Annotated in this window: 22 protein-coding genes; 13 read left to right on the top strand and 9 right to left on the bottom strand. The window is 63.9% G+C overall.

What is annotated here, in order from left to right; all coding sequences use genetic code 11:
- Positions 1–14 precede the first annotated feature (14 nt).
- Positions 15–1,073, top strand: a complete 1,059-nt coding sequence (locus AC1DYJ_RS28555; RefSeq protein ID WP_477287230.1) for an LLM class flavin-dependent oxidoreductase — start codon at positions 15–17, stop codon at positions 1,071–1,073.
- A gap of 75 nt (positions 1,074–1,148) precedes the next feature.
- Here the strand turns inward: AC1DYJ_RS28555 and AC1DYJ_RS28550 are convergent, their stop codons facing one another.
- The gene (locus tag AC1DYJ_RS28550; protein ID WP_477287228.1) at positions 1,149–2,021 is read right to left on the bottom strand and encodes a helix-turn-helix domain-containing protein; all 873 of its coding nucleotides are present in this window, start codon (positions 2,019–2,021) and stop codon (positions 1,149–1,151) included.
- Positions 2,022–2,138: 117 nt separating this feature from the next.
- Positions 2,139–2,705: a carboxymuconolactone decarboxylase family protein gene (locus tag AC1DYJ_RS28545; RefSeq protein ID WP_477287226.1), complete on the bottom strand. Its 567-nt coding sequence runs from the start codon at positions 2,703–2,705 to the stop codon at positions 2,139–2,141.
- Positions 2,706–2,973: 268 nt separating this feature from the next.
- On the opposite strand from AC1DYJ_RS28545, the gene AC1DYJ_RS28540 reads away from it, so the two are divergent.
- The 6 genes from AC1DYJ_RS28540 (at position 2,974) to AC1DYJ_RS28515 (ending at position 9,576) form a co-directional block, all read left to right on the top strand.
- The gene (locus AC1DYJ_RS28540) at positions 2,974–4,143 is read left to right on the top strand and encodes an AI-2E family transporter (RefSeq protein ID WP_477287224.1); all 1,170 of its coding nucleotides are present in this window, start codon (positions 2,974–2,976) and stop codon (positions 4,141–4,143) included.
- Positions 4,144–4,224: 81 nt separating this feature from the next.
- A complete protein-coding gene (locus tag AC1DYJ_RS28535) occupies positions 4,225–5,052 on the top strand; it encodes an arylamine N-acetyltransferase family protein (RefSeq protein ID WP_477287222.1) in 828 nt (275 codons plus the stop codon).
- Positions 5,053–5,057: 5 nt separating this feature from the next.
- Positions 5,058–6,056: an LLM class flavin-dependent oxidoreductase gene (locus AC1DYJ_RS28530; protein WP_477287220.1), complete on the top strand. Its 999-nt coding sequence runs from the start codon at positions 5,058–5,060 to the stop codon at positions 6,054–6,056.
- A 64-nt stretch (positions 6,057–6,120) separates the two neighbouring features.
- Entirely contained in the window at positions 6,121–6,933 is an 813-nt protein-coding gene (locus tag AC1DYJ_RS28525) for an inositol monophosphatase family protein (RefSeq protein WP_477426322.1), read from the top strand.
- A 108-nt stretch (positions 6,934–7,041) separates the two neighbouring features.
- Entirely contained in the window at positions 7,042–8,109 is a 1,068-nt protein-coding gene (locus AC1DYJ_RS28520; RefSeq protein ID WP_477426321.1) for a thioesterase domain-containing protein, read from the top strand.
- Positions 8,110–9,576, top strand: coding sequence for a class I adenylate-forming enzyme family protein (locus tag AC1DYJ_RS28515; RefSeq protein WP_477287214.1), 1,467 nt, complete (start codon positions 8,110–8,112; stop codon positions 9,574–9,576).
- A 17-nt stretch (positions 9,577–9,593) separates the two neighbouring features.
- Here the strand turns inward: AC1DYJ_RS28515 and AC1DYJ_RS28510 are convergent, their stop codons facing one another.
- From AC1DYJ_RS28510 to AC1DYJ_RS28500, 3 genes are all read right to left on the bottom strand, one after another.
- Positions 9,594–10,598, bottom strand: a complete 1,005-nt coding sequence (locus tag AC1DYJ_RS28510) for a Bug family tripartite tricarboxylate transporter substrate binding protein (RefSeq protein ID WP_477287212.1) — start codon at positions 10,596–10,598, stop codon at positions 9,594–9,596.
- 111 nt (positions 10,599–10,709) lie between these two features.
- Positions 10,710–12,680 carry a tripartite tricarboxylate transporter permease gene (locus AC1DYJ_RS28505; protein WP_477287210.1) on the bottom strand — a complete coding sequence of 657 codons (1,971 nt, stop codon included), beginning with the start codon at positions 12,678–12,680 and terminating at the stop codon, positions 10,710–10,712.
- Positions 12,681–12,687: 7 nt separating this feature from the next.
- Positions 12,688–13,671 (bottom strand): Bug family tripartite tricarboxylate transporter substrate binding protein, encoded by a 984-nt coding sequence (locus AC1DYJ_RS28500; protein WP_477287208.1) that lies wholly within the window; start codon positions 13,669–13,671, stop codon positions 12,688–12,690.
- A 305-nt stretch (positions 13,672–13,976) separates the two neighbouring features.
- Here AC1DYJ_RS28500 and dnaK point away from each other — a divergent pair, with 305 nt between their 5' ends.
- From dnaK to AC1DYJ_RS28470, 6 genes are all read left to right on the top strand, one after another.
- On the top strand, positions 13,977–15,893 hold the full coding sequence (gene dnaK / locus AC1DYJ_RS28495; protein ID WP_477287206.1) for a molecular chaperone DnaK: 1,917 nt from the start codon (positions 13,977–13,979) through the stop codon (positions 15,891–15,893).
- Positions 15,894–16,115: 222 nt separating this feature from the next.
- Positions 16,116–17,246, top strand: a complete 1,131-nt coding sequence (gene dnaJ, locus AC1DYJ_RS28490) for a molecular chaperone DnaJ (protein WP_477287204.1) — start codon at positions 16,116–16,118, stop codon at positions 17,244–17,246.
- 138 nt (positions 17,247–17,384) lie between these two features.
- Entirely contained in the window at positions 17,385–17,990 is a 606-nt protein-coding gene (pmtA, locus tag AC1DYJ_RS28485; protein WP_477287202.1) for a phospholipid N-methyltransferase PmtA, read from the top strand.
- Between the two features lie 45 nt (positions 17,991–18,035).
- Positions 18,036–18,626 (top strand): NADPH-dependent FMN reductase, encoded by a 591-nt coding sequence (locus AC1DYJ_RS28480; RefSeq protein ID WP_477287200.1) that lies wholly within the window; start codon positions 18,036–18,038, stop codon positions 18,624–18,626.
- The gene (pyrF, locus tag AC1DYJ_RS28475; RefSeq protein ID WP_477287199.1) at positions 18,623–19,324 is read left to right on the top strand and encodes an orotidine-5'-phosphate decarboxylase; all 702 of its coding nucleotides are present in this window, start codon (positions 18,623–18,625) and stop codon (positions 19,322–19,324) included. Before AC1DYJ_RS28480 ends, pyrF begins: the two co-directional genes overlap by 4 nt.
- A gap of 27 nt (positions 19,325–19,351) precedes the next feature.
- Positions 19,352–19,639, top strand: coding sequence for a DUF1330 domain-containing protein (locus AC1DYJ_RS28470; RefSeq protein ID WP_477287197.1), 288 nt, complete (start codon positions 19,352–19,354; stop codon positions 19,637–19,639).
- 15 nt (positions 19,640–19,654) lie between these two features.
- Here the strand turns inward: AC1DYJ_RS28470 and AC1DYJ_RS28465 are convergent, their stop codons facing one another.
- The 4 genes from AC1DYJ_RS28465 to AC1DYJ_RS28450 form a co-directional block, all read right to left on the bottom strand.
- On the bottom strand, positions 19,655–20,899 hold the full coding sequence (locus AC1DYJ_RS28465; RefSeq protein ID WP_477287195.1) for a low temperature requirement protein A: 1,245 nt from the start codon (positions 20,897–20,899) through the stop codon (positions 19,655–19,657).
- Between the two features lie 90 nt (positions 20,900–20,989).
- Positions 20,990–22,057, bottom strand: coding sequence for a D-alanine--D-alanine ligase family protein (locus AC1DYJ_RS28460; protein ID WP_477287193.1), 1,068 nt, complete (start codon positions 22,055–22,057; stop codon positions 20,990–20,992).
- Between the two features lie 120 nt (positions 22,058–22,177).
- Entirely contained in the window at positions 22,178–23,053 is an 876-nt protein-coding gene (locus AC1DYJ_RS28455) for an SMP-30/gluconolactonase/LRE family protein (RefSeq protein ID WP_477287191.1), read from the bottom strand.
- Positions 23,053–23,694 (bottom strand): 2-dehydro-3-deoxy-6-phosphogalactonate aldolase, encoded by a 642-nt coding sequence (locus tag AC1DYJ_RS28450; protein WP_477287189.1) that lies wholly within the window; start codon positions 23,692–23,694, stop codon positions 23,053–23,055. Before AC1DYJ_RS28450 ends, AC1DYJ_RS28455 begins: the two co-directional genes overlap by 1 nt.
- Positions 23,695–23,708: the final 14 nt, after the last annotated feature.

Below are 23,708 nucleotides of genomic sequence, written 5' to 3'. Positions count from 1 at the left end.
TTGGATGACAGATCATGGAACTCGGTCTCTACACTTTTGCCGATGTCAGCCCGGAGCCCGGCCCAGGTGCTGTCGGCCCGCATGAGCGGCTGCGCAACCTGATCGAGGAGATAGAGCTGGCCGACCAGGTCGGCCTCGATGTCTTTGGTCTCGGCGAACATCACCGCCCCGACTATGCCGCATCCGCACCGGTGGTGGCGCTGGCCGCCGCCGCCGAACGCACCAAGCGCATCAAGCTGACTAGCGCGGTCACTGTGCTCTCTTCCGACGATCCGGTGCGCGTCTTCCAGCAGTTCGCAACGCTCGATCTGTTGTCGGGCGGCCGGGCCGAGATCATGGCCGGGCGCGGCTCGTTCATCGAATCCTTCCCGCTGTTCGGCTACAATCTCGAAGACTATGACGAGCTGTTCGCCGAAAAGCTCGACCTGCTCCTGGCCATACGCGACAGCGTGAAAGTCACCTGGTCCGGCAATCTGCGCGCGGCGATCAACGATCGCGGCGTCTATCCGCGGCCGCTGCAGGACAAATTGCCGATCTGGATCGCCATTGGCGGAACGCCGCAGTCAGCGGCTCGAGCCGGCGTGCTCGGCCTGCCGCTGGCGCTGGCCATCATCGGCGGCGAGCCGGCGCGCTTCGCGCCGCTGTTCGACATTTATCGCGAGGCTGCCAAGCGTGCCGGCACAGACCCCACGGGGCTCGCCACCAGCATCAATGTGCACGGCTTCATCGCCGAGACCACCGAGCAGGCGGCCGACGATTTCTACGGGCCGCAGGCCGAAGTGATGAACCGCATCGGCCGCGAGCGCGGCTGGGGGCCGACGTCGCGGGCGCATTTCGACCAGTCGCGCGGCCCGAACGGCGCGCTGTTCGTCGGCAATCCTGAACAAGTGGCGGAAAAGATCGTCGCCCAGCACAAGATCTTCAACAACGACCGCTTCCTGCTGCAGATGGCGATCGGCACAATGCCGCACGCCAAGATTATGAAGGCGATCGAACTCTACGGCACCAAGGTGGCGCCGATCGTGCGCAAGGAAACGGCGAAGGCGGCTGCGATTACCGCACCGGCCGCCTGACCGACAGGCTGGCGGCTTGTCATTAGAGCGTTTCACCGTTTCTCGGAAACGGCGAATCGCTCTATCTCTTTGTTTTTACGCAATTCCGGACGGAAAACCGCTCACACTTTTCCTGGAATTGCTCTTGCCGGCGGCCGCCATCATCTCGGCATGATGGGCTTCTGTCGCTTCGTCGGCCGGGAACATGCACTCGATGCGCAGTTCCTGGGCGGCGACGGTCTGGGGCGTGCCGACCGTGGTGACCATTGAAAAGTAGTTGAGCACCCGGTCTCCCCTGACAAAGCTGAGCGGGATCGTCGGCATGAAGCCGATCGCCACCGGGTTTTTCCATTCACCTTTCACGTCGGGATAGGCGAGCAGTTCTGCCAGCAAAGCCTTTGTCCTGTCGTCGACGACGCGACCGATGGATTCGCGGTAGACACGCTCGAACAAACTCCTCGCAACATCGGGCCAATTGGCCACGAACGGGCGCATGCCCAAGGGATCGAACATCAGGTGTAAAATGTTGCGCGGTCCCTGGCGGGCGTCCATGTCGATGAAACAGCCAAAGAAGCGCGGTGCTGACTCGTTGGTCATGAGCACGTTCCAGTATCGATCCATGACCACGGCTGGAAACGGCTCGTGCTGTCGCAGCATACGCTTCAAGGCATTGGTCACGCTGGTCATCTCAGCGGAGTCCCACGGGCTCTCGGAAAACATCGGCGCGTAGCCTGCGGCCAGCAGCAAAGTGTTGCGGTCGCGCAAGGGGATATCGAGCGCCTGGGCAATGGTCATCAAGGTCTGGCGGCCGGGAACGCTGCGGCCGCTTTCGACAAAACTGATCTGCCTTTGCGAAATGCCGGTATCGAGCGACAGGTCGAGCTGGCTTCGTCCGCGCAGATCGCGCCAGTGGCGCAAGAGCACGCCCAGATTCGGTGTGATGTTCGGCCTGAGACTAGACGATGTCATTGATCATGTCCTCGCATCCCGACTGACCATACGCGGCGACCTGCCCGCGGTGCCCGACATCGCATGGATGGCATCCCGCCAATCCATGCAATGTCGATCGGCGCAATGTCGATCGGCTCAGGCCGCTTTTGCCAAAGCTGGCGACCAGGCCTGCGGCTGGAAACGTTCCTCGATCGGCGTGCCAGCCAGATTGGTGGTGGTTGCCGCCATGGTGGAAACGCCTATTCCGGCTACCACTTCCAGGATCTGGGCCTTCGAGTAGCCCGCCGACGTGAACGCGTCGATATCTTCATCCGTCACGTTGCCCTTGTTCTCGATCAGCGCCTTTGTCAGCACCGAGAGTGCCGCATATCTAGGATCTTTCGGCAACCTGCCTTCACGGATCGCCTTGACCTCGCTTTCGTCGATGCCGTCCTCGATGGCGAACGTCGAGTGCGCCGCAACGGTCCAGGGGCATTTGATCGTGACGGCGTTCGTCAGCAGCAGGACCTGCTTTTCGATCTCGTCGAAACTCCCAGCGTGGAAACTGCTGAAGTTGCCGACGAAGCCATTGAGAAGAACCGGATTGTTCGCCATCGTTGCCAAAGCGTTCGGAAGGTAGCCAAATCTCTCTTGCAACGCCTTCAGCGCAGGCTTGGATTTTTCCGGCGCCGACTCGGTTGTCTGAAGGTTGAACCTTTGCATCGTATTATCCTCTTCCAAGATCAGTTCTGACCGTCGCTTGCCTCTGGCATTGCGAAGGCCTGCCCGTAGTAGGCCTGCCGAGGGCGTGGTCTCAATTACACGCCATGTAATATTTCATTTCGTGCGCCAGGGCCGTTGCACCAGACTTGTTGGCTGGCTGCCGATGGACCAAAGCCGGCTCATGGAACCTTGCCCGGCACTCCGCGTTTGGGGACAGCAGGCAGCCACGCGTCTGATGGCGCTTGGCTGACTGGGTGAGGGGGTAACCATGAAAACCGAACCCGCTGCTCCGGGCGCCGGCACAGCCATATCGGACGACCCGCGAGTCGTCGCGCGCGCCGACACGCATCTGATGCGTTCGTTGCTGATCGGCATTTTCATCCTGATGGCCATCTACGCGCTCTATTTCGCTCGCGCCTTCTTCATGCCGGTCATCCTCGCCTTCCTGCTGACACTGACGTTGACGCCGATCGTGCGCTTCCTGCGCAAGCACGGCGTGCCCGAAGTGGTGTCGGCGACGCTGCTGGTGGTGCTTTCTGTCTGTTTCTTTGCCACTGCCGGCTATCTGCTCAGCGGTCCGGTCATCGACCTTGTCAACAACACCTCCTCGATCGGCCAGCAGCTGAGCGAGCGGATGGCGCAGTTCCGCCGCCCGTTCGAAAGGATGATGCAGATCGCGCATCAGCTGGAAGGGCTGACCGAAACCTCGCAGGAACCCGACGTCCAGAAGGTTACGGTGGCGCAGACCGGCATGCTGTCGTCGGCCGCGGACAACATCCTGTCGGCCGGCACCTCGATCACCATCATCTTTGTTTTGTCGCTGTTCCTGCTGGCGTCCGGCACGATGTTTTACGAAAAGATCATCCAGTCCTTCGCCAGGCTCAGCGAAAAGAAGCGGGCGCTGCGGGTCGTCTATGACGTCGAGCGCGAAATCTCGCACTATCTGCTCACCGTCGCCGTCATCAATGCCGGCCTCGGCACGGCGATCGGCCTCGGCCTGTGGGGGCTCGGCATGCCCAACCCGCTGGTCTGGGGAGCAATGGCGGCGCTGCTCAATTTCCTGCCCTATGTCGGCGCGCTGATCACCATCGTGCTCGTCACCGTCATTGCGCTGATCAGCTTCGATTCGATCTCCTACGCGCTGCTGGCGCCGGCCTTCGTGCTGTTGTGCGACATCGTCGAAGGCCAGTTCGTGACGCCGATGGTGGTCGGCCGGCGCCTCGAGATCAACGCCGTGGCGATCTTCATCGCCATCGCCTTCTGGTCCTGGCTGTGGGGCTTTGTCGGCGCGCTGATGGCGGTGCCGCTGCTGGTCGTCGTCAAGGTGTTCTGCGATCACTTCGAAGGCCTCAGCCCTGTCGGCAACTTCCTCGCCGCACAGCAGACGGTGGTGGTGGAAGAGGACACGGTCGAGGAGACCGGCAAGGCCAAGGCATAGAAGCCGGTATTCGATTGCCGCCTGTTGTTTGTCGTCTTCGGATCGAGTGCCTATATCGAGCCGGTCAAGCCGGACCCTGCCATGACCGATGCCTCCTTCGACCTCGATGCCTATTTCGCCCGGATCGGCTATCGCGGTCCGCTCGATGCGTCGCTCGATACGCTGACGGCGTTGCATCGTCAGCACCCGCAAGCGGTCCCGTTCGACAATGTCGACACGTTGCTGGGCACGCCGGTAAGGCTCGACCTCGCATCGCTGCAAGACAAGATGGTGGCGAACCGCCGGGGCGGCTACTGTTTCGAGCACAATCTGCTCTTCATGCATGCGCTGAAAGCGGTGGGCTTTGCAGTCAGCGGGCTTGCCGCGCGCGTTCTCTGGAGCCAGCCGGCCGACACTGTTACCGCACGCACGCATATGCTGCTCAGGGTCGAGATCGATGGCCGGACCTATCTTGCCGATACCGGCTTCGGCGGCCTGACGCTGACAGCGCCGCTGCTGCTTGAGCCTGGACCGGCGCAGAAGACGCCGCATGAGGACTTCCGCATCGTCCCTGCCGACAGCGACCTTATCTTGCAGGCCGAACTCGGCGGCGACTGGCGCTCGCTTTACCGTTTCGACCTGCAGCCGGCCTATGAGGTCGATTACGCCGTCGCCAATCACTACGTGTCGACTTACCCCAACTCGCACTTTCTGTCTTCCGTCATCGCGGCGCGCGCTCTGCCCGACCGGCGCTACGCGCTGCGCAACGCCAGGCTGTCGACACACCATGTCGGCGGCCGGAGCGAGCAATACGAGATCGCCACGGCAACCGAACTCGCCGACATTCTGGAAGGCCAGCTCGACATCATCCTCCCCGACCGCGCCGCCTTCGAGACCAAGGTCCGGCAGTTGAACATCGTAAAGGCTTGAGGCCCATGACCGCTCTTTCCGTACTCGACCTGTCGCCGATCGTCGAAGGCAGCAACGCCTCGCAATCGCTGGCCAATTCACTCGACCTTGCCCGCCATGCCGAGCGGCTCGGCTACAAGCGCTACTGGCTGGCCGAACACCACAACATGCCGGGCATCGCCAGCGCGGCGACCGCGGTCGTCATCGCCCATGTCGCCGGCGGCACCAAGACGATCCGCGTCGGCGCCGGCGGCATCATGCTGCCCAACCATGCGCCGCTGGTGATCGCAGAGCAGTTCGGCACGCTGGCGGCACTGCATCCCGGCCGCATCGATCTCGGCCTCGGCCGCGCCCCCGGCACCGACATGGGCACGGCGCGCGCGCTGCGCCGCAACCTCGAGGCATCGGACAATTTCCCCCAGGATGTCGTCGAGCTGATGGGCTATTTCCAGCCGGCCGAAGAGGGCCAGCGCATCCACGCCGTGCCCGGCGAAGGCCAGACGGTGCCGGTCTGGATCCTCGGCTCCAGCCTCTATGGCGCGCAGCTCGCCGCCATGCTTGGCCTGCCCTATGCCTTCGCTTCGCATTTCGCGCCGGCCGAGCTCGACCATGCGCTGGAGATCTACCGGTCGCGCTTCCAGCCGTCCGAACAGCTGGACAAGCCCTATGTCATGCTCGGCCTCAACGTCTTTGCAGCACCTACCGACGCCGAGGCAAAACTGCTGTTCACCTCGCTGCAGCAGGCCTTCGTCAATCTGCGCACCGGACGGCCTGGCCGCCTGCCGCCGCCCGTCGATGGCTATGACCAGACGCTGGAGCCGATGGCCAAAACCATGCTCGGTCAGGCGTTGTCCTGCGCCGTCGTCGGTTCGCCCGAAACCGTTCGGCAAGGCATCGACGCCTTCGTGCGCCGCACCGGCGCAGACGAGCTGATGGTGACCGCACAGATCTTCGACCATGCGGCACGGGTGCGTTCGTTCGAGATCCTCGCCGAGGCGCATAAATCGCTGTCGCAGGCCGCGTGAACCGCTTTTGCCTGACATGTGCGTCTGCTAAGGGCAGGCGCTTTCCTCAGCCAAGAGCCCTGCCGTGACCCATGACCTAGACCTGCGCATGCAATTTGCCATCGACCTGGCGCGCCGCGCCGGCGAACTCGGGCTGAAGTATTTTCGCGATCTCGAAAACCTGACCATCGAAAGCAAGGGCCATCAGGACCTGGTTTCCGATGGCGATCGCGAGGTGGAACTGTTCATTCGCGCGGCAATCGCCGCCGCCTATCCTAGGGATGGCATCGTCGGCGAAGAGCATGCCGCGGTTGCCGGGTCGACCGGTCATGTCTGGGTCATCGACCCGATCGACGGCACGGCTAATTTCGTTCGCGGCATCCCGGCTTGGTGCRTGGTCATCGCCTGCGCCAAAGACGGCGAGGCGGTCGTCGGCGTCATCCACGAACCGTCGACCGGCGAGACTTTCCACGGCCGCCGCGGCGGCGGCGCCTTCGTCAATGGCAGGCCGATCAAGGCCAGCACCGGTGCCGGTCTTGGCGAAGGATCTGTCGGGACCGGGCTGTCGAACCGCGCCGAAACCAGCCATGTCGCCGTGCTCGTTGGCCTGATCATGGCGGAAGGCGGCGTCTTCTTCCGCAATGCATCGGGCGCGCTGATGCTGGCCTATGCGGCCTCCGGCCGGCTGCTCGGCTATGTCGAGGAACACATGAACGCCTGGGATTGCCTGGCCGGCATGCTTCTGGTGGAAGAGGCTGGCGGCACGGTGCTGAAACCCGACCCCAAGACGGTGCTTGCCCACGGCACGCAGGTGATTGCCGGCGGTGTCAATGTCTTTCCCAAGCTGCAGGCGCTGTGCGCGCAGGCCTTCGGACCCGCGCCTGCCGGTATTGCGTAGGGCCAAGCTACTTGTTCAACGCATAGGCTGTGGGTTAAAAGCGGACAGGCATTCAGGCGGATGCTTTGTTGCCGGTAGCGGCAATTCCATCGGTTCAAGGGCTTGCCGATGAACATGCATAACACCGTCCGGGCAGACCGAACCGCCCCAGACCGAACCGCCTTGGGCAGCGGGCCGGCGCAGGCGATTGCCGGCATCTTTGCGCAAGAATTGCAGCTGGCCTCGGTCGGCCTCGACGACAATTTCTTCGATCTGGGTGGCGATTCGCTGGCGGCCGAAACCCTTGTCCTTGCGGTGCAGAGCCGGTTCGGCGTGAAGCTGCAGACCTCGGTGCTGCTGGAAGCGCCGACGCCGCGCGAATTCGGCCGGCTGATCGCATTGCAGTTGCCCGAGCATCCGGCGCGGCGGCTGGCGGTGCAGGTTTCCGGCAGCCACGGCCAGGAGCCGATCGCCATGATCCATGGCATTTCCGGTTCGGCGCTGTTTGCCAACCGTTTCGGCAAGGCGCTGAAGCAGCGCTATTCCATCATCGCCGTGCGCGGCATGGGGCTTGAGCCTGGCGAGACGCCCTATGACAGCGTCGAGGAAATCAGCGCCAATTATTTCGACGGCTTGAGTTCGGCCACCGGCCAGCACCCGCGCGTCATCGGCGGCATCTGCCTCGGCGGGCTGCTGGCGATCGAGGTCGGGCGGCTGACGCATGAAGCGACCGGCGAGCGACCGGCCTTGCTGCTGATCGATCCGCCGCCGCTCGGCTCGGCCTGGCTGAAGCCGATGGCCGACAACCGCATGACCGCGCAAAGACGGCGGCAGATCACCCGCAAGGTCGTCTACTGGCGGGCGTTGCGCGATGGTCTTGCGGCGGTCGGGCTTGGGCAGTCCAAGCTCGGGCGCCATACCAGGCAGAAGGCCTTCAAGAGCATGCTGGTGCGTGCTGCCGCGGGTTTTTCGCCGTCTTCCTACCCGTGCGACATGCTGGTCATCGCCAGCTCCGAATGGAGCGCCACCACGGTCGAGCAATACAAGGACTGGGCGAGCGAGAACACGCGGGTGGAAACGGTCGTCATGCCGGGCACGCATGACAAGTTCCGCGCCGCCAACGTGGACGCGATCGACGCCGCCATCATCGCCTTCCTCGACGCCAGGCGCGCGCCGGCCGCAATGCCGGTCCGCTAGATGGGTTTTGGCCGCGACGTCCTGGCTGCCTTCGCCGGCCATGGCGACCGCGTGGCCATGGTCAGTGGTCGTGACCAGATCACCTACGCGCAAGCCCTGACCCAGATCGACCATCTCGCCGCCAATTTCAGCGCGCTCGGTATCCGCTCCGGCGATCGCGTCGGCCTGGCCATGATCGGCAACATTGATGTCGTGCTGTCGATCCTGGCCTGCTGGAAGCTCGGCGCCACGGTTTCGATTGCCGACTTTCGTGCGCCGCGTAGCCAGCGGGCGCAGTTTGCGCGCGACTTCGTGCTGACGCTGATCCTCGAAAGCCGCAGTCCGCCAGGTGAGGATGTCTATCCCGGCGTGCTTTTCCAGGACGACTGGAAGCACAGCTCGTCTGCGCCCCTTGCGGGAGACGGCGGCGACGACAGCAATCCGGCGTTCCTGATGTTCTCGTCGGGCACGACCGGCGATCCAAAAGGCTATCTGCAGTCGCATGAGGCGCTTGCCGGACGCGTGACGTCGCACCGGCGCGGGCTGAACGGGACGGTTATGCGCCTTTTGACCCCGATGGTGATGTCCTATTCGGCGACGCGCCACCAGGTGTTCAGCTATCTGCGCTATGGCGGGACGATCAACTTCTTTCCGCCGCTGTTCACGCCCTCGGAGCTGATCGAGGGCCTGCTGTCGTTCCAGGCCACCGGATCGGCATTGCCGCCGCCGGTGATTACGCGGCTGGTGCGCGAAGTGGGCGAACGCTCGACCCGGCTGCTGCCAGACCTGGCGGTGCTCTTCAGCATCGGCGGACCGGCGACGGTCGAAGACAAGCTGGCCGCTTACCGCAACCTTTCGCCGGGATATCGCATCAATTATGCGTCGAGCCTGACCGGCGGCATCACCACGCTGTCGGGCGCCGATGTGCTGGCCAAGCCCAGCACCGCCGGGCGCCCGTTTGCCGATGTGCGTGTCGAAATTCTCGATGCGGACGGGCGTGTGCTCGGCAAGGGCGAGAGCGGACTGATCAAGGCCTGGACGTCGACCATGGTTTCAGCGGTGGTGTCGGCAGGCAACAAACCGTTCGTCGACCCCAAGGTGATGGGTGCAGGCTGGGGCATTCCCGGCGACATCGGCTTCCTCGACGATGACGGCTTCCTGACCATTGTCGACCGCGAGGCCGACATGATCGTGCGTGGCGGCGTCAATGTCGCGCCGCAGGAACTGGAGAAGCTGATCCGCGCCCATCCCAAGGTCAGGGATGTCGCGGTCGCCGGCTTTCCCGATGCGACGATGGGCCAGGAGATCGCCGCCTTCATCGTCGCCGACCAGGGCAGCGTGGCCGAATTCGAGGCCTTCCTGCGCGCCAACATCTCGCCCGACCGGCGGCCGCGCGAGGTCAGGCTGGTGAGGTCGCTGCCCTACAGCGACAATGGCAAGCTGCTGCGTCGCCGCCTTGTCGAAACCCTGTCGCCGGCCAGGTCGTAGCCTCTTACTTCAACAGGTTACTTCAGGAGATTTCTGGCGGCCTCGAACACCGCCGGGTCTGCCTTGAGCTCCTGCGCTACCTGAGTGGCTATCTCCTCGCCCGGCGTGATGTCGACGGTGATGCCGCCCATTTTGGCGGCATCGGCCAGGAAATCCGGATCGCTGCTCATGTCGACATAGGCTTTGCGCAGAGCGTCGAGCGTGTCGCGCGGAATGCCGGGCGGCGCCATCAAAGGCAAATAGAAGCCACGCGAGAACTCGATGAACTGGGCCGCCTGGCGCGTCAGCGGATCCTTTATCTGCTCGGAGAAACGCGGAAGCGTTGGCACTGCTGCGACTTTGCCCGGGCCGATCGTGCCGAGGATGTTGAACTGGTCGAGCTTGTCGGCAATGCCGTAGTAAGGCAGTGCGCAGAGGCCGGCGACCTCGCCGCGCTGGCTGGCGACGAGGATGTCGGCTGAGCCCTCAAAGCCGGTCACGATGCCGAACTTCGCTCCGAGGCCGTTCTTCACCAGCGCCGCGGCGATGTAGCTCAGGCTGTTCTTGCCGGAGGCGCCGATCAGGAACTCCTGGGCCAGGAATTTTTCCACCGTGTCGATGCCGGACGCCTTGCTGGTGACGCACAGGCAAGGTTCGGACGACAGCGCCCCGATCCATTGCATGGTGAGCGGATCGAAATTGGCGTTGGCCGGATCGAATGTCGGCGCGAAGGGCATGGCCTCACTGACCGAAGCGATGACGCTGCCGTCGGCGGGCTCGCTGCCCAGCATCATCTTGGTCAGCTTGAGACTGCCGCCGCCGGGAACGTTCTGGACAATGATATCGGGGTGGCCAGGCAGGAAGCGGCCGAGATGGCGCGCGATGAGGCGCGACGACAGATCGTAGTTGCCACCCGCGCCATAGCCGACCTTGATGGTGACCGTCTTGAACTCAACGGCTTGCGCTGCCGCCAAACCGGCGAGCATCCAGACCAAGCCAAGCAGAAAAACGCGCGGCAGCCGCGCAACCGTCGGACAGGTCATGTCGCACCCCCAAATAAGCCCGGCGATATCATAGCGGTGGGGAAAGCGATGGGAAGCGCCTGCACGAAATAAGCCTCGCCGGTTCGCCGCCCTGCGCGAGCGGGCTGTCTTTCAACAGGCTTTGAAAAGACCCGCCAGCCAGGGCGCCGGCCAGGGCTGCGACGCCAGCAGATCGAACACAGCATAGATGCAAAGCGTCGTGCCCGCGGCGACAGCCAGCACCGTCTTCGGCGATCGCGATCCGAGCTTCCAGATGCCGCCGGCAACAAAGACGAAGCTGGCGGTGAGGTGGCCGGCCAGCAAAACCAGAAGGGCGAGCACCAGGCAGAGGCCAAGCACGGTGAGATTGCCTTTCAAAGCCGGACCATCGGAGGGCTGCCATTCGCCGGCCGGCGTCATATCGGCTCGGGTGGCGGGGACCGGCTTTCGCCAGCGCAGCACCGTCTGGATGGTGGTCAGAAGGGAAAACAGCGCCAAGAGGCCGGCGGTGATGGCCGGGAAGATGGCGGCCTCGAAGGGAAAATCGAGCAGCGCGGTGACCAAGGCCGCCAGGCCAAGCAGTGTCAATGCGCTGCTGGCGGCGATATCGGGCAACGCCGGCGGCAAGGCGCCGGCATTGCCGCGAGCCTTGATCCAGGACACGGTCTGCCTGACCACGCCGGCAATGGCGAGGCCAAGCAGGATCAGCACCAGCGGCTGTTTCAACCATGCCCAGCCGGAAATCTGGTAGGCGAGGAAGAAGTAGTTTTCGAGGCTGGGGCCGAGCACGAAGCCGAGCGAAAAGGCCGAGCGCGGCCAGTTGAGCTCCTTCATTCCCATGCCGACCGCGCCGACCAGCATCACCAGCAGGAAGTCGAAGGCACTCATATTGGTCTGGTAGGCGCCGACGACGATAAAGGTGACCACCAGCGGCACCAGGATCGCTGCCGACACTTGCGCGATGCGCGCCAGTTGCCTGGTCAACAGCAGGCAGGTGACGGCCCCGAAGATGTTGGCGACGGCGATCGACAGCACCATCGAAACGGTGATCGCGGCGTTCTTGCCGAGCATGTCGGGCCCGGGGACAAGGCCGTGGATGACAAAGGCGCCGAGCAGGATGCTCATCGAAGCCGACCCCGGCACGCCGAAGGCGATGGTCGGGATGAGCGAACCGCCCTCCTTGGCGTTGTTGGCGCTTTCCGGCGCAATGACGCCGCGCACATTGCCCTGGCCGAATTTCGGCCCCGAACCCGGCCGGCGCGAGGCATGGCCGTAGGCGATCCAGTCGAGCACGGCGATGCCGATGCCGGGCACGGCGCCGAGCAGCGAGCCGATGGCGCTGCAGCGCAGCACCAGCGGCCATTCGCGCAGCGTGTCCCTGATGCCTTGCCACATGCCGGCATAGGTCGGCCGCTCGGCGTTGCCCTGGATGGAGCCGCGCATGAGCAGCGAGGCGAGTTCGGGCAGGCCGAACAGGCCGAGGAAGACCAGCGAGATCGGCAAGCCGTCCCAAAGGTAGATCTGGCCGAAACTCCAGCGCTCGATGCCGGCAATGCTGTCGATGCCGATGAACGAGGCGAGCATGCCGAGCATCGCCGCCGCCAACCCCTTCAGCGGCTGGCTGCCGGCGAGGATGGCAACGATGGACAGGCCGAAGGCGCAGATGGCGAAGAAATCCGGCGTCTTGAGGTAGAGCACCAGCGGGCGCATGACGGGAATTGCCGCCGCCAGCACCAGCGCGCCGAACACGCCGCCGATCATCGAGGCCGAGTAGGAAGCGCCGAAGGCGCGCGCCGCTTCGCCCTTCTTGGCCATGGCATGGCCGTCAAGCACGGTCGCCGCAGCGCCGACCGAACCCGGAACGCCGAACAGGATCGCCGGAATGGTGTCGGAAGTGGTGGTGACCGAGCCCATGCCAAGCAGCAACGCGAAGGCGGCGTAGGGATCCATATTGTAGGTCATCGGGATCAGCAGGGCCATCGCGAACAGGCCGCCAATGCCCGGCACGACGCCGACGACGAGCCCTGCGAACACGCCGGTGACCAGCATGAGCATGCGGAAGGGCTGCGCCATCTCCGCAATGGCGCTGAGGATCAAATCCACTGGCGGCCTATTTTACAAGTTCCCGGGCGGCGGCGAAGACCGCAGGTGTGGTTTTCAATTGTCGGGCGACCAGCTGGCTGATCGCCTCGCCAGAGGTCGGCTTGACGGTGAGGTCGCCAAGCTTTTTGGCGTCGGCGAGAAAATCCGGGTCCGCGGCCATCTCCGTATAGGCCTTGCGCAGCGCGTCGACGGTCTCTTTCGGCGTTCCCGGCGGGGCAACCAGCGGATGGTGGATGTGCAGCGCCGATTCGATGAGGTCGGCGGCCTGGCGCGCCGTCGGGTCGACGATGCTTTCGGTAAGGCGCGGCACGCTGCCGCCCTGTCCGAACATGCCGATGATGTTGATCGCATCGCGGTCGCTCCTGAGCAAAGAGCTTGAGACCCCGCACATGCCGGCGATTTCGCCGCGCTGCATGGCGAGTTCGATATCGGCGGTTCCCTCAAAGCCGGTGACGATCTTGTAGCTGGCCTTCATGCCGTTTTTGGCGAGAGCGGCGAAAATATAGGTCGTGCTGTTCTTGCCCGTCGCGCCGATCAGAAAATCCGATTGCAGGAACTTTTGCATCGTGTCGATGCCGGAGCGCTTGGTGGTCAGGCAATAGGCCGGATCGTCGACCAGCGAGCCGATCCACTGCAAGGCAAGCGGGTCGAACGTCGCGTTTTCGGGGTCGAGGATGGGGGCGTAGAACATCGCTTCGCTGATCGAGGCGATGACGCTGCCATCGGCCGGTTCGCTGCCGACAAGCATCTTGGTGAGCTTGAGGCTGCCGCCGCCCGGCACATTTTGCACGATGACGGTGGGCTGCCCGGGCAGAAACCGGCCGAGATGACGGGCAATCAACCTCGAAGTCTGGTCGTAGCCGCCGCCCGCGCCATAGCCGACCTTGATGGTGATTGTCTGGAATTCGACCGCATGGGCCGACAGAGTCAGCGTAAATGGCAAGCCGACAGCGACAAAGAGGGCGCGCAATCGCCTGAAAATAAAGCCCATTATCAATTTCCCCAAGGTGTAGCGGCACTATATCTGGCGGGAAAACGATTTGAAGCCGCGCTTTCGTCCACCTTGGCCCATCGGCAGTCCGTTCGGACCGCCAGGCGGCCCATCCGGTGCGACAAGCAGCGCATCGTGGACGCCATGCGCAGAATGCTTGCGCCCGATGCCGGCTGTTCTTATATACGCGCCAAGCCGCCCAGCGCCGGAATGCCGGTTGCCGGGGCGGAATTTCTTGTGAACAGGGGCTTTCGTCGGAACGCCTTACGGGTCCTGAGAGCCTGCTTAGCGGAGAGACTAGAAAAATGGCAAAAGTAATCGGTATCGATCTCGGCACCACCAACTCCTGCATCGCCATCATGGATGGCAAGGAGCCCAAGGTGATCGAGAATGCGGAAGGCGCGCGCACGACGCCTTCCATAGTCGCCATCTCGGGCGACGGCGAACGTCTCGTCGGCCAGCCGGCCAAGCGCCAGGCGGTCACCAATCCTGAAAACACCATCTTCGCGGTCAAGCGCCTGATCGGCCGCCGCTATGACGATCCGGTGACGGAGAAGGACAAGAAGCTTGTCCCCTACAAGATCGTCAAGGGCGACAATGGCGACGCCTGGGTCGAAGCCGGCGGCAAGAAGCAGTCGCCCTCGCAGATCTCGGCCATGATCCTGCAGAAGATGAAGGAAACGGCGGAAGCCTATCTCGGCGAGAAGGTCGAGAAGGCGGTCATCACCGTTCCGGCCTATTTCAACGACGCCCAGCGCCAGGCCACCAAGGACGCCGGCAAGATCGCCGGCCTGGAAGTGCTGCGCATCATCAACGAGCCGACGGCGGCAGCCCTTGCCTACGGCCTCGACAAGAAGGATGGCAAGACCATTGCCGTCTATGACCTTGGCGGCGGCACGTTCGACATTTCGGTGCTCGAGATCGGCGACGGCGTGTTCGAGGTGAAGTCGACCAATGGCGACACCTTCCTCGGCGGCGAAGACTTCGACATGCGCCTGGTCGAGTATCTGGCGGCCGAGTTCAAGAAGGAACAGGGCATCGACCTGAAGAACGACAAGCTGGCCCTGCAGCGCCTCAAGGAGGCGGCTGAAAAGGCCAAAATCGAGCTGTCGTCGACGACGCAGACCGAAATCAACCTGCCCTTCATCACCGCCGACGCGACCGGCCCCAAGCACCTGACGCTGAAGCTGACCCGCGCCAAGTTCGAGCAGCTGGTCGACGATCTCGTCCAGCGCACCATCGAGCCCTGCAAGGCGGCGCTCAAGGATGCCGGCCTGAAGGCGGCCGAGATCGACGAAGTGGTCCTGGTCGGCGGCATGACCCGCATGCCCAAGATCCAGGAGATCGTGAAGCAGTTCTTCGGCAAGGAGCCGCACAAGGGCGTCAACCCGGATGAGGTCGTCGCTTTGGGCGCCGCCATCCAGGCCGGCGTGCTGCAGGGCGACGTCAAGGACGTGCTGCTGCTCGACGTGACGCCGCTTTCGCTCGGCATCGAGACGCTGGGTGGCGTGTTCACCCGCCTGATCGAACGCAACACGACGATCCCGACCAAGAAGAGCCAGGTGTTCTCGACCGCTGAAGACTCACAGTCGGCCGTGACCATCCGCGTCTTCCAGGGCGAGCGTGAAATGGCCGCCGACAACAAGGCGCTCGGCCAGTTCGACCTGGTCGGCATCCCGCCGGCGCCGCGCGGCGTGCCGCAGATCGAGGTCACTTTCGATATCGACGCCAACGGCATCGTCAACGTTTCGGCCAAGGACAAGGGCACCGGCAAGGAGCACCAGATACGCATCCAGGCCTCGGGTGGTCTTTCGGACGCCGACATTGAAAAGATGGTCAAGGACGCCGAAGCCAATGCCGAGACCGACAAGAAGCGTCGCGCCGTGGTCGAGGCCCGCAACCAGGCCGAGGCGCTGGTGCATTCGTCCGAGAAGTCGCTGAAGGAATATGGCGACAAGGTCTCGGAAGCCGAGCGCACGGCGATATCGGATGCAATCGCGGCGCTGAAGACCGCCGCCGAAGGCGACGACGCTGCCGATATCGAGGCCAAGTCGCAGACGCTTGCCGAAGCTTCGATGAAGCTCGGCCAGGCGATGTACGAGGCCTCGCAGAAGGAAGCGGCGGAAGCCGACGCCAAGGCGGATGCCGCCAAGGATAGCGACGTGGTCGACGCCGATTTCGAAGAAATCGACGAAGACGACGACAAGAAGAAGTCGGCCTGAACCGGTTGACGGCAAGATAATGCAGAAAGCCCGGCGCAAAGCCGGGCTTTTTTGCAACCCTCGCTGAAAAAAGTGCGGGTCCTGCCGAAAAAGTCGCCGAAAAACACGGACAAATCCGCGCCGGCCCTAGCATCCGGGCAGCACCGCTCCTAAATCGAGACGACGTGCCGGCAAACGACGCAACATGCATCAAGACGTTGAGCATCCGGACTGCGGGAAAAAATGAAAGCTGATTTCTACGAAACGCTGGGCGTGCAAAAGGGCGCCGACGACAAGGAGCTCAAGAGCGCTTTCCGGAAGCTCGCCATGCAGTTCCATCCCGACCGCAACCCCGGCGATCACTCCTGCGAGCACAAGTTCAAGGAAATCAACGAAGCCTACGAGACGCTGAAGGACCCGCAGAAGCGCGCAGCCTATGACCGTTTCGGTCACGCCGCCTTCGAGCAGGGCGGCATGAATGGCGGCGCGCAAGGCTTTGGTGCCGGCGGCTTCGCCGATATCTTCGAAGACATTTTCGGCGACATGATGGGCGGGCGCCAGCGACGCTCTTCCGGCGGCCGCGAGCGCGGCGCCGACCTGCGCTACAATATGGAAATCACGCTGGAAGAGGCGTTTGCCGGAAAAACCGCGCAGATCCGCGTGCCGGCCTCGATCTCATGCACGGAATGCTCGGGCAGCGGCGCCAAGCCCGGCACCCAGCCGGTGACCTGCTCGATGTGCCATGGCCACGGCAAGGTGCGGGCGACGCAAGGCTTCTTCTCGATCGAGCGCACCTGCCCGCAATGCCAGGGCCGCGGCCAGACGATCAAGGACCCGTGCCCGAAATGCGCCGGCCAGGGCCGCGTCACCGAGGAACGCTCGCTGTCGGTCAACATTCCGGCCGGCATCGAGGACGGCACCCGCATCCGGCTTGCCAACGAGGGCGAAGCCGGCCTGCGCGGCGGGCCATCGGGCGACCTCTATATTTTCCTGGCGGTCAAGCCGCACGAATTCTTCCAGCGCGACGGCGCCGACCTCTATTGCAAGGTGCCGATCTCGATGACGACGGCGGCCCTTGGCGGCTCCTTCGAGGTGACGACGCTGGACGGCAGCCAGACCAAGGTGAAAGTGACCGAAGGGACGCAGAACGGGCGTCAGTTCCGTCTCAAGGGCAAGGGCATGCCGGTGCTGCGCCAGCCCAATGTCGGCGACCTCTACATCCAGACCGCGGTCGAGACGCCGCAGAACCTGACGCGGCGCCAGCGCGAACTGCTGGAAGAGTTCGAGCAGCTGTCGTCAAAAGACAATTCGCCCCAATCGAGCGGCTTTTTCGCCCGCATGAAGGACTTTTTCGAGTCTTTTGGCGAGCGGTGATTGTCTCGTAGGGGGCCGTGGCGGGTGAGCGCGCCCAGGCGCTTCCCGAACGTCATCAACATCTTATGCCAGATCGCGCCTTGCCTTGGACCTGTTAGCTGCTAAGTAGCGTTCGGGGGGTGGCTGAGGAGAACTTGCATGACACGTGGTCCGGGATTGCGGAAGGCGCTGGCGGAAAAGTTCGACGACGAACTCAAATTCTTCAAAGGCTGGATCGACAAGCCGAAGACGGTCGGCTCGATCGTGCCGACAAGCTCCATCACCGCCCGCAAGATGGCTTCCATCGTCAATCCGAAGTCCGGCCTGCCGGTGCTTGAGGTTGGCCCCGGCACAGGCGTCATCACCCGCCAGATCCTTGCCTTGGGTGTGAAGCCCGAAAACCTCTACGCGGTCGAATACTCCACCGATTTCGTGCGCCATCTGCGCCAGCTCTATCCCGGCGTCAACGTCATCGAGGGCGACGCCTTCAATCTCAATGCGACGCTCGGTGACAAGCGGGACATGGTGTTCGACTCCGTCGTCTCAGGCGTGCCGCTGCTCAACTTCCCGGTCGCACAGCGCATCGCCTATATCGAGAGCCTGCTCGACCGCATCCCGGTGGGACGGCCGATCGTGCAGTTGACCTATGGGCCGCTGTCGCCGATCCCGCCCGGCCGCGGCGACTACACGGTCAAGCATTTCGACTTCATCTTCCGCAACATCCCGCCGACGCAGCTGTGGATTTACCGGCGCGAGAAACATTGATTTGAGTTGCCGGCGGCTGTACCTGTCCCGAGACAAGGTTGGCCAATGGCAGTGATTCCGAAAATCCTCGTCTTTGCCGGCTCGCTGCGCAGCGGCGCCTTCAGCGGCAGGACCGCCGATGTGGCGCAGAAGGAGCTGGCCATGCAGGGCGCCGAGGTGACCCGCATTTCGCTGGCCGACTATCCGCTGCCGATCCTGGACGAAGATCTCGAAAAGGAAAAAGGCGTCCCCGACAATGCCGTCAAGCTCGGCCGGCTGATCATCGCGCATGACGGGCTGCTGATTGCGACGCCGGAATACAATGGCTCGATCCCGCCGCTGCTCAAGAACACGATCGACTGGGTAAGCCGGGTGCGCACGGATAGCGGACGCACGTTCAGGCCGTTTGCCGGCAAGGTCGCCGGACTGTGCTCGTCTTCCAACGGACATTTCGCCGGGATACGCTGCATCAACCACCTGCGCGCCGTGCTGGTGCGCTGCCAGATGGAAGTGGTGACGCCGGAATGCTCGGTAGCCGATGGCGGCAGTGCCTTCGACGCCGACGGCAATTTCAGGGATCAGAGACTGAACAAATCGATGGAGCACCTATGCCGCACGCTGATCGAAACCTCGCATATGCTGTCGACCCGGGCATGATCCACGCGACCACAATGCGGGACCGGCTGATCGTCGGCCTCGACGTGCCGACTGTCAGGGAGGCCGAGCAGGCGGTGCGCGAACTCGAGGGCGTCGTCTCATTCTACAAGATCGGCTACCAGCTGGCTTTCGCTGGCGGGCTGGAATTCGCCAGGGAACTGGCCAGCGGCGGCACCAAGATCTTCCTCGACATGAAGCTGCTCGACATCGACCACACGGTGGCCAAGGGCGTCGAGAACATCGTGCGCATGGGCATGACGATGCTCACCATCCACGCCTATCCCAAGGCGATGCGGGCCGCGGTGGAGGCCGCCAAGGGCAGCGATCTCTGCCTGCTGGCGGTCAGCGTGCTGACCTCGATGGACGAGCAGGACGTGATCGACGCCGGTTATGAATACGACCCGCACACGCTGGTGCTGCGGCGCGCCGAACAGGCGCTGCATGCCGGCATGGGCGGCGTCGTCTGCTCGGCCGAGGAGGCGGAAGCGGTGCGCCGTATCGTCGGACCTGACCTGGCCGTGGTGACACCCGGCATCCGGCCCAAGGGCAGCGACCATGGCGACCAGAAACGCGTGGTGACGCCGGCCCAAGCGATCCGCAACGGCTCCAGCCATCTCGTCGTCGGCCGCCCGGTCGTCGCGGCAAGCGACAGGCGCGCGGCGGCGGAAGCCATTCTCGATGAGATGCGCTCGGCATAAACCCAGGAACAATTTTGGAGAAAAAGCATGCCCAAGGGATACTGGATTGCCCGCGTCGAAGTGCGCGATGCTGAAGGCTACAAGGAATATGTCGCCGCCGCCAAACTGGCCTTCGACAATTTCGACCTGAAATTCCTGGCACGCGGCGGACCCTACGAATTCGCCGAGGGCGCCGGGCGCGCCCGCAACGTCATCATCGAGTTTCCGTCGCTTGCCGCAGCACATGATTGCTACCACTCGCCCGAATATCAGCGCGCCGCCGCCATCCGCCAGAAGGTGGCCGACGGCGAAATCGTGCTGGTCGAGGGTATCTGACGCCGAATTCGCCGCTTAGCGTGGCGTTGACAGAACCTGCGCCTGATGGCGGTGCCCGAGCATCTCATAGCCGACCACGCTGACGGCCGGCGCCAGCGTCAGAATGATCAGGCAAACCGCCATGTCGACGCCGGCAAGCACGGCGATGACGGCAAGGGCCAGCATGGCGGCGGTGCCCGCCAGCAGCCAGATGTGCAAGGGATCGAAGCGCCGCACGAGGTAATAATGCAGCGCATAGATCGCGCCCAGGAACACGGCCAGCGGAATGGCGACCGATAGCAAGGTCGCCAGCGGACCGATATGCGCCTTGTGCTCGATGAAATAGGCCGCGACATGCAGCCCGGCGCCGGTGGCGACGATGGCAGCGACGGTCAGCATCTGGCCATAACCCCAGACGAATCCGCGGTTGCGATGCTGGTGCAGCACCGTCGCCGAAGGCAGCATGTAATAGACCCACCACATGCCGAAGGTTAGCCCCATGCCGGCGATACCGACCAGCGCGGCATCGACGTTCCAGCCCTGCTCCTCAACCACGGCCGACAATGTCGCCAGCGTGCCGACCACGCCTTCGCCAAGCGCGATGATGGCGAACAGGCTGTAGCGCTCGGCTACGTGATGCGCATGCCAGGGCGTGCCGCCATCCCTGCGCTCGGCGATCACCGGCCCGGCCATCTCGATGAGCAGCAGGACCGCGCCGAAAGCCAGGCTCGCCTCAAGCGAGAAATCGACCAGGATCTGCACCACCCAGCCGATCTGCGCCACCGCGATGGCAATGGCGTAGGTGGAACAGGCGCCCCGCCGGGCGGGATCCTGCCGCGCCGCGCGCAGCCACTGGAAGATCATGGCGACGCGCATGATGACGTAGCCCAGCACCATGATGGAGTTGTCGAGGTGTTCGCCATGCTCAATGGAGGCAAACAGGCGCGGCAGGCCAATGGCCAGCACCAGCACGCCGATCATCTGCACCATGGTGACGAGGCGGAAAACCCAGTCGTCGGTGTCATAGGCGGAGGAGAACCAGGAAAAGTTGATCCAGGCCCAGCAGATGGCGAAGCTGGCAAAGCCGAAGCCGAGCAGCGCCGCCGCATAGTGGCCCTCGGCCACGCCATGCGCCAGCTGTGACGAGGCAAGGCTGAAGGCGGTGACGAAGGTCAGGTCGAACAGCAGCTCGAGCGGGGTGGCAACACGATGGACCTCATGCGGGTCGCGCCCGGCCATGCGCCGGATGTGATGGTGGAGGGTGCTTGCTGGTGTGCTCATCGCGCGGCCTTGCCTGAGGACTATTCCGCGACACTAAAGGTGAAGCAACAGCGGTCAAGGCGCAGCTGTCGTACCGGTCACCGTGACCGTTCAGATCGTCTTTCCGCTCAGCCGGTTCGCAGCTGTTGCCGCCATCGCATCGGCCAGCGTCATGCCCCATTGCTGCCGGCAATAGGCACGGAAATCGAAGCAGGGCAGGCCGGGGCAGACCTCGAACTCGATGAGGTGGACGTGATCGTTGGCCTCGACCCGGAAATCGATGGAAAACACGTCGCGCAGGCCAAGCCCACTGACCAGCCGCTCGGCGATGCGGCGGATGGTTGCCGCGGCTGCCGGCTGGGTGTCGGCGACCGGCTCCAGCACCGGCTCGCTGTAGAGCCCGGCCGCCTTGGCGGCCTCGCCGGTGTCACCGTAAAGCGCCATTGAGTCGGCCATGGTCTGGAAATCGCCGCCGGAATCAACGAAAACGATGCCGAGCGCTTCCGCGCCGGTGTCCGGCTCAAGGCCGAGGAAACTGGCGCGCACATTGCGACCGGCGACATAGGGCTGGACGACGACATCGTCGCGGTAGGCGGCATAGACACGCCGGCTAAGTTCCAGCGCGTGCTCCAGCTCGTGGCAGTGCGAATCCGGCCAGATGCCGACCTTGGAGCCGAGCCGGTTCGGCTTGACGAACCAGCCGGCGGCTGACGGCGGCGGCTCGGCCAGCCAGCGGCCGTCGCGGGCAAGACCGGCCTGCGGCACCGGCAGGCCAAGTGCGCCGAGCACGGCGCCGGAGCGGAACTTGTCCTGGCAGAGCGCAAACAGCGCATCGTCGGCACCGATGGTTTTAAGCCCATTCAGCCGAGCGAGAGCTGGTGCGGCGGCGCCGCGGAAATAGGCGATGCCGTCGGTCAGCGTCCAGACCAAGGTGGTTTCAGGATCGACTTTCGCCAGAACCGTCGCCGCATCGTCGAGTTCGACCGGCATGAAGGTGAGGCCGCTCTTTTCACAAGCGGCCGCCAGCTGATCGAATTCAGGAGCGATATCGGTCGACTGCGCCAGATAGGACGAGATTTCGAGCGCACGTTCGGCCGGAAAACCATCCGCGATCAGCCAGTCGAGACAGGCCTTTTCCGGCTCGTGGACGAGAATCAGGGTCGGCTTCTTCTGCGGCATGGAATGGAAGGCTCCGGGCGATAGAGGCGGCTAGCTTCGCACGGCCGGCGCGATCGGCTTGCATGAAACCGACCGGCCCGGGCGGTTGCGTGACAACCGTCAACGAAGCACTGGCGCCTCTCAGGCGATCAGTACGCGCGGCTCGAAGCGTCCGTTGACCGGGATGTCGAGCAGGAAGGTCATGCCGGCCTGCGGGTCGAGCTTGCGCTGCTTGTCGTCCTTGCCCTTCCAGGCCGAGGTCACAGCCAGCCGGTCGGCCTTGGCGCCGACAAAGGCCGGGCACGAGGATTGCCCCGCCGGCATGGCAATTTCGCGCAACAATGTGCCATCGGGCGAATAGGCCTTGACCGCCTTGCCGCCCCAGACGGCGTTCCACAGCACACCGTCGCGGTCGACGACGGAGCCATCGACATAGCCTTTCGACTGGCGATGGTCGACGAAGACTTTCGACTCGCCGACCGGCAGACCGGTCGCCGGGTCGCAGGCGACGCGCATCAACAGGCCGGTCGCCGTGTCGGTGTAGTAGGCGATCGAACCGTCTTCAGAAAAACAGATCGAGTTCGACACGGTGATGCCTGTGTAAAGCGTGCGCAACTCGCCTTTGAAGAACCAGTAGATCGAGCCAGCGCCTTTGCCCTCGTCCTTGGCCATTGTGCCGACCCAGAAGGCGCCGCAAGGGTGGACGCGCGAATCGTTGGAGCGCGTCAGCGCGTTGTCGGCCTCGATGGCCGTATGCAATGTCAGCTTGCCGGTCGCGACATCGCGGACCTGCAGGCCGGTCTCGGTGGCGATCAGCTGGCGCTTGTCGTCGATGATGGCGATGGCGCTGGCCATCTGGCCGAGGTCATGGACCTTCAGCGCGCCGGAAGTGACGCCCTGCTCCAGCAACAGCCCGTTGACGATATCGAACCAGAACAGCGCATCGGTGGCGGGATCGTAGCTCGGGCCCTCGCCGAGCTCGCAGATATGGTCGGAAAAGACCGAAACGTTTTCCATCATGCCTCTCCGCCGAATGCCGCATCCCAAGCCGTCACCGCCGCCCTGGCCCGCGTGGCCACCTCGTCGACGCTCATGCCGGGTTTGAACAGGCTGGAGCCAAGGCCGAAAGCAGTTACCCCGGCGGCTTTGTAGCCGGCAAAGTCCTTTTCCGAGACGCCGCCGACGGCCCCGACCACGGTGTCGGCCGGCAGCACGGCGCGCATCGCCGAAATGCCGCCGGCGCCAAGCACGCTTGCCGGGAAGAATTTCAGCGCCGAGGCGCCAAGCCGGATCGCCAGAAACGCTTCCGTGGGGGTGAACACGCCGGGCATCGTCACCATGCCATGATGCATGGCGCGGGCCATCACTTCGGCATCGATGTTGGGGCTGACCAGCAGCCTACCGCCGGCCTGGTGAAGGTTGTCGACATCGGCCGCCGTGAGCACCGTGCCGGCGCCGACCAAGGCGGTCTTCGGCAGAACTTGAACAATCCTGGCGATGGACGAAAACGGCTGGGGCGAGTTGAGCGGCACCTCGATCGCCTCGATGCCGGCATCAAACAGTGCCTGGCCTATGGCGATCGCCTCGGTTGCCTTAAGCCCGCGCAAGATGGCGACGAGGCCGCGCTTCAGCTTCGGGAAAGGGGCTGTCTGGGTCACGCGCTCACTCCATA

It is taken from the genome of Mesorhizobium sp. P2_B11 (assembly GCF_056404855.1).
This window is presented reverse-complemented; position numbering and strand designations above follow the sequence as displayed.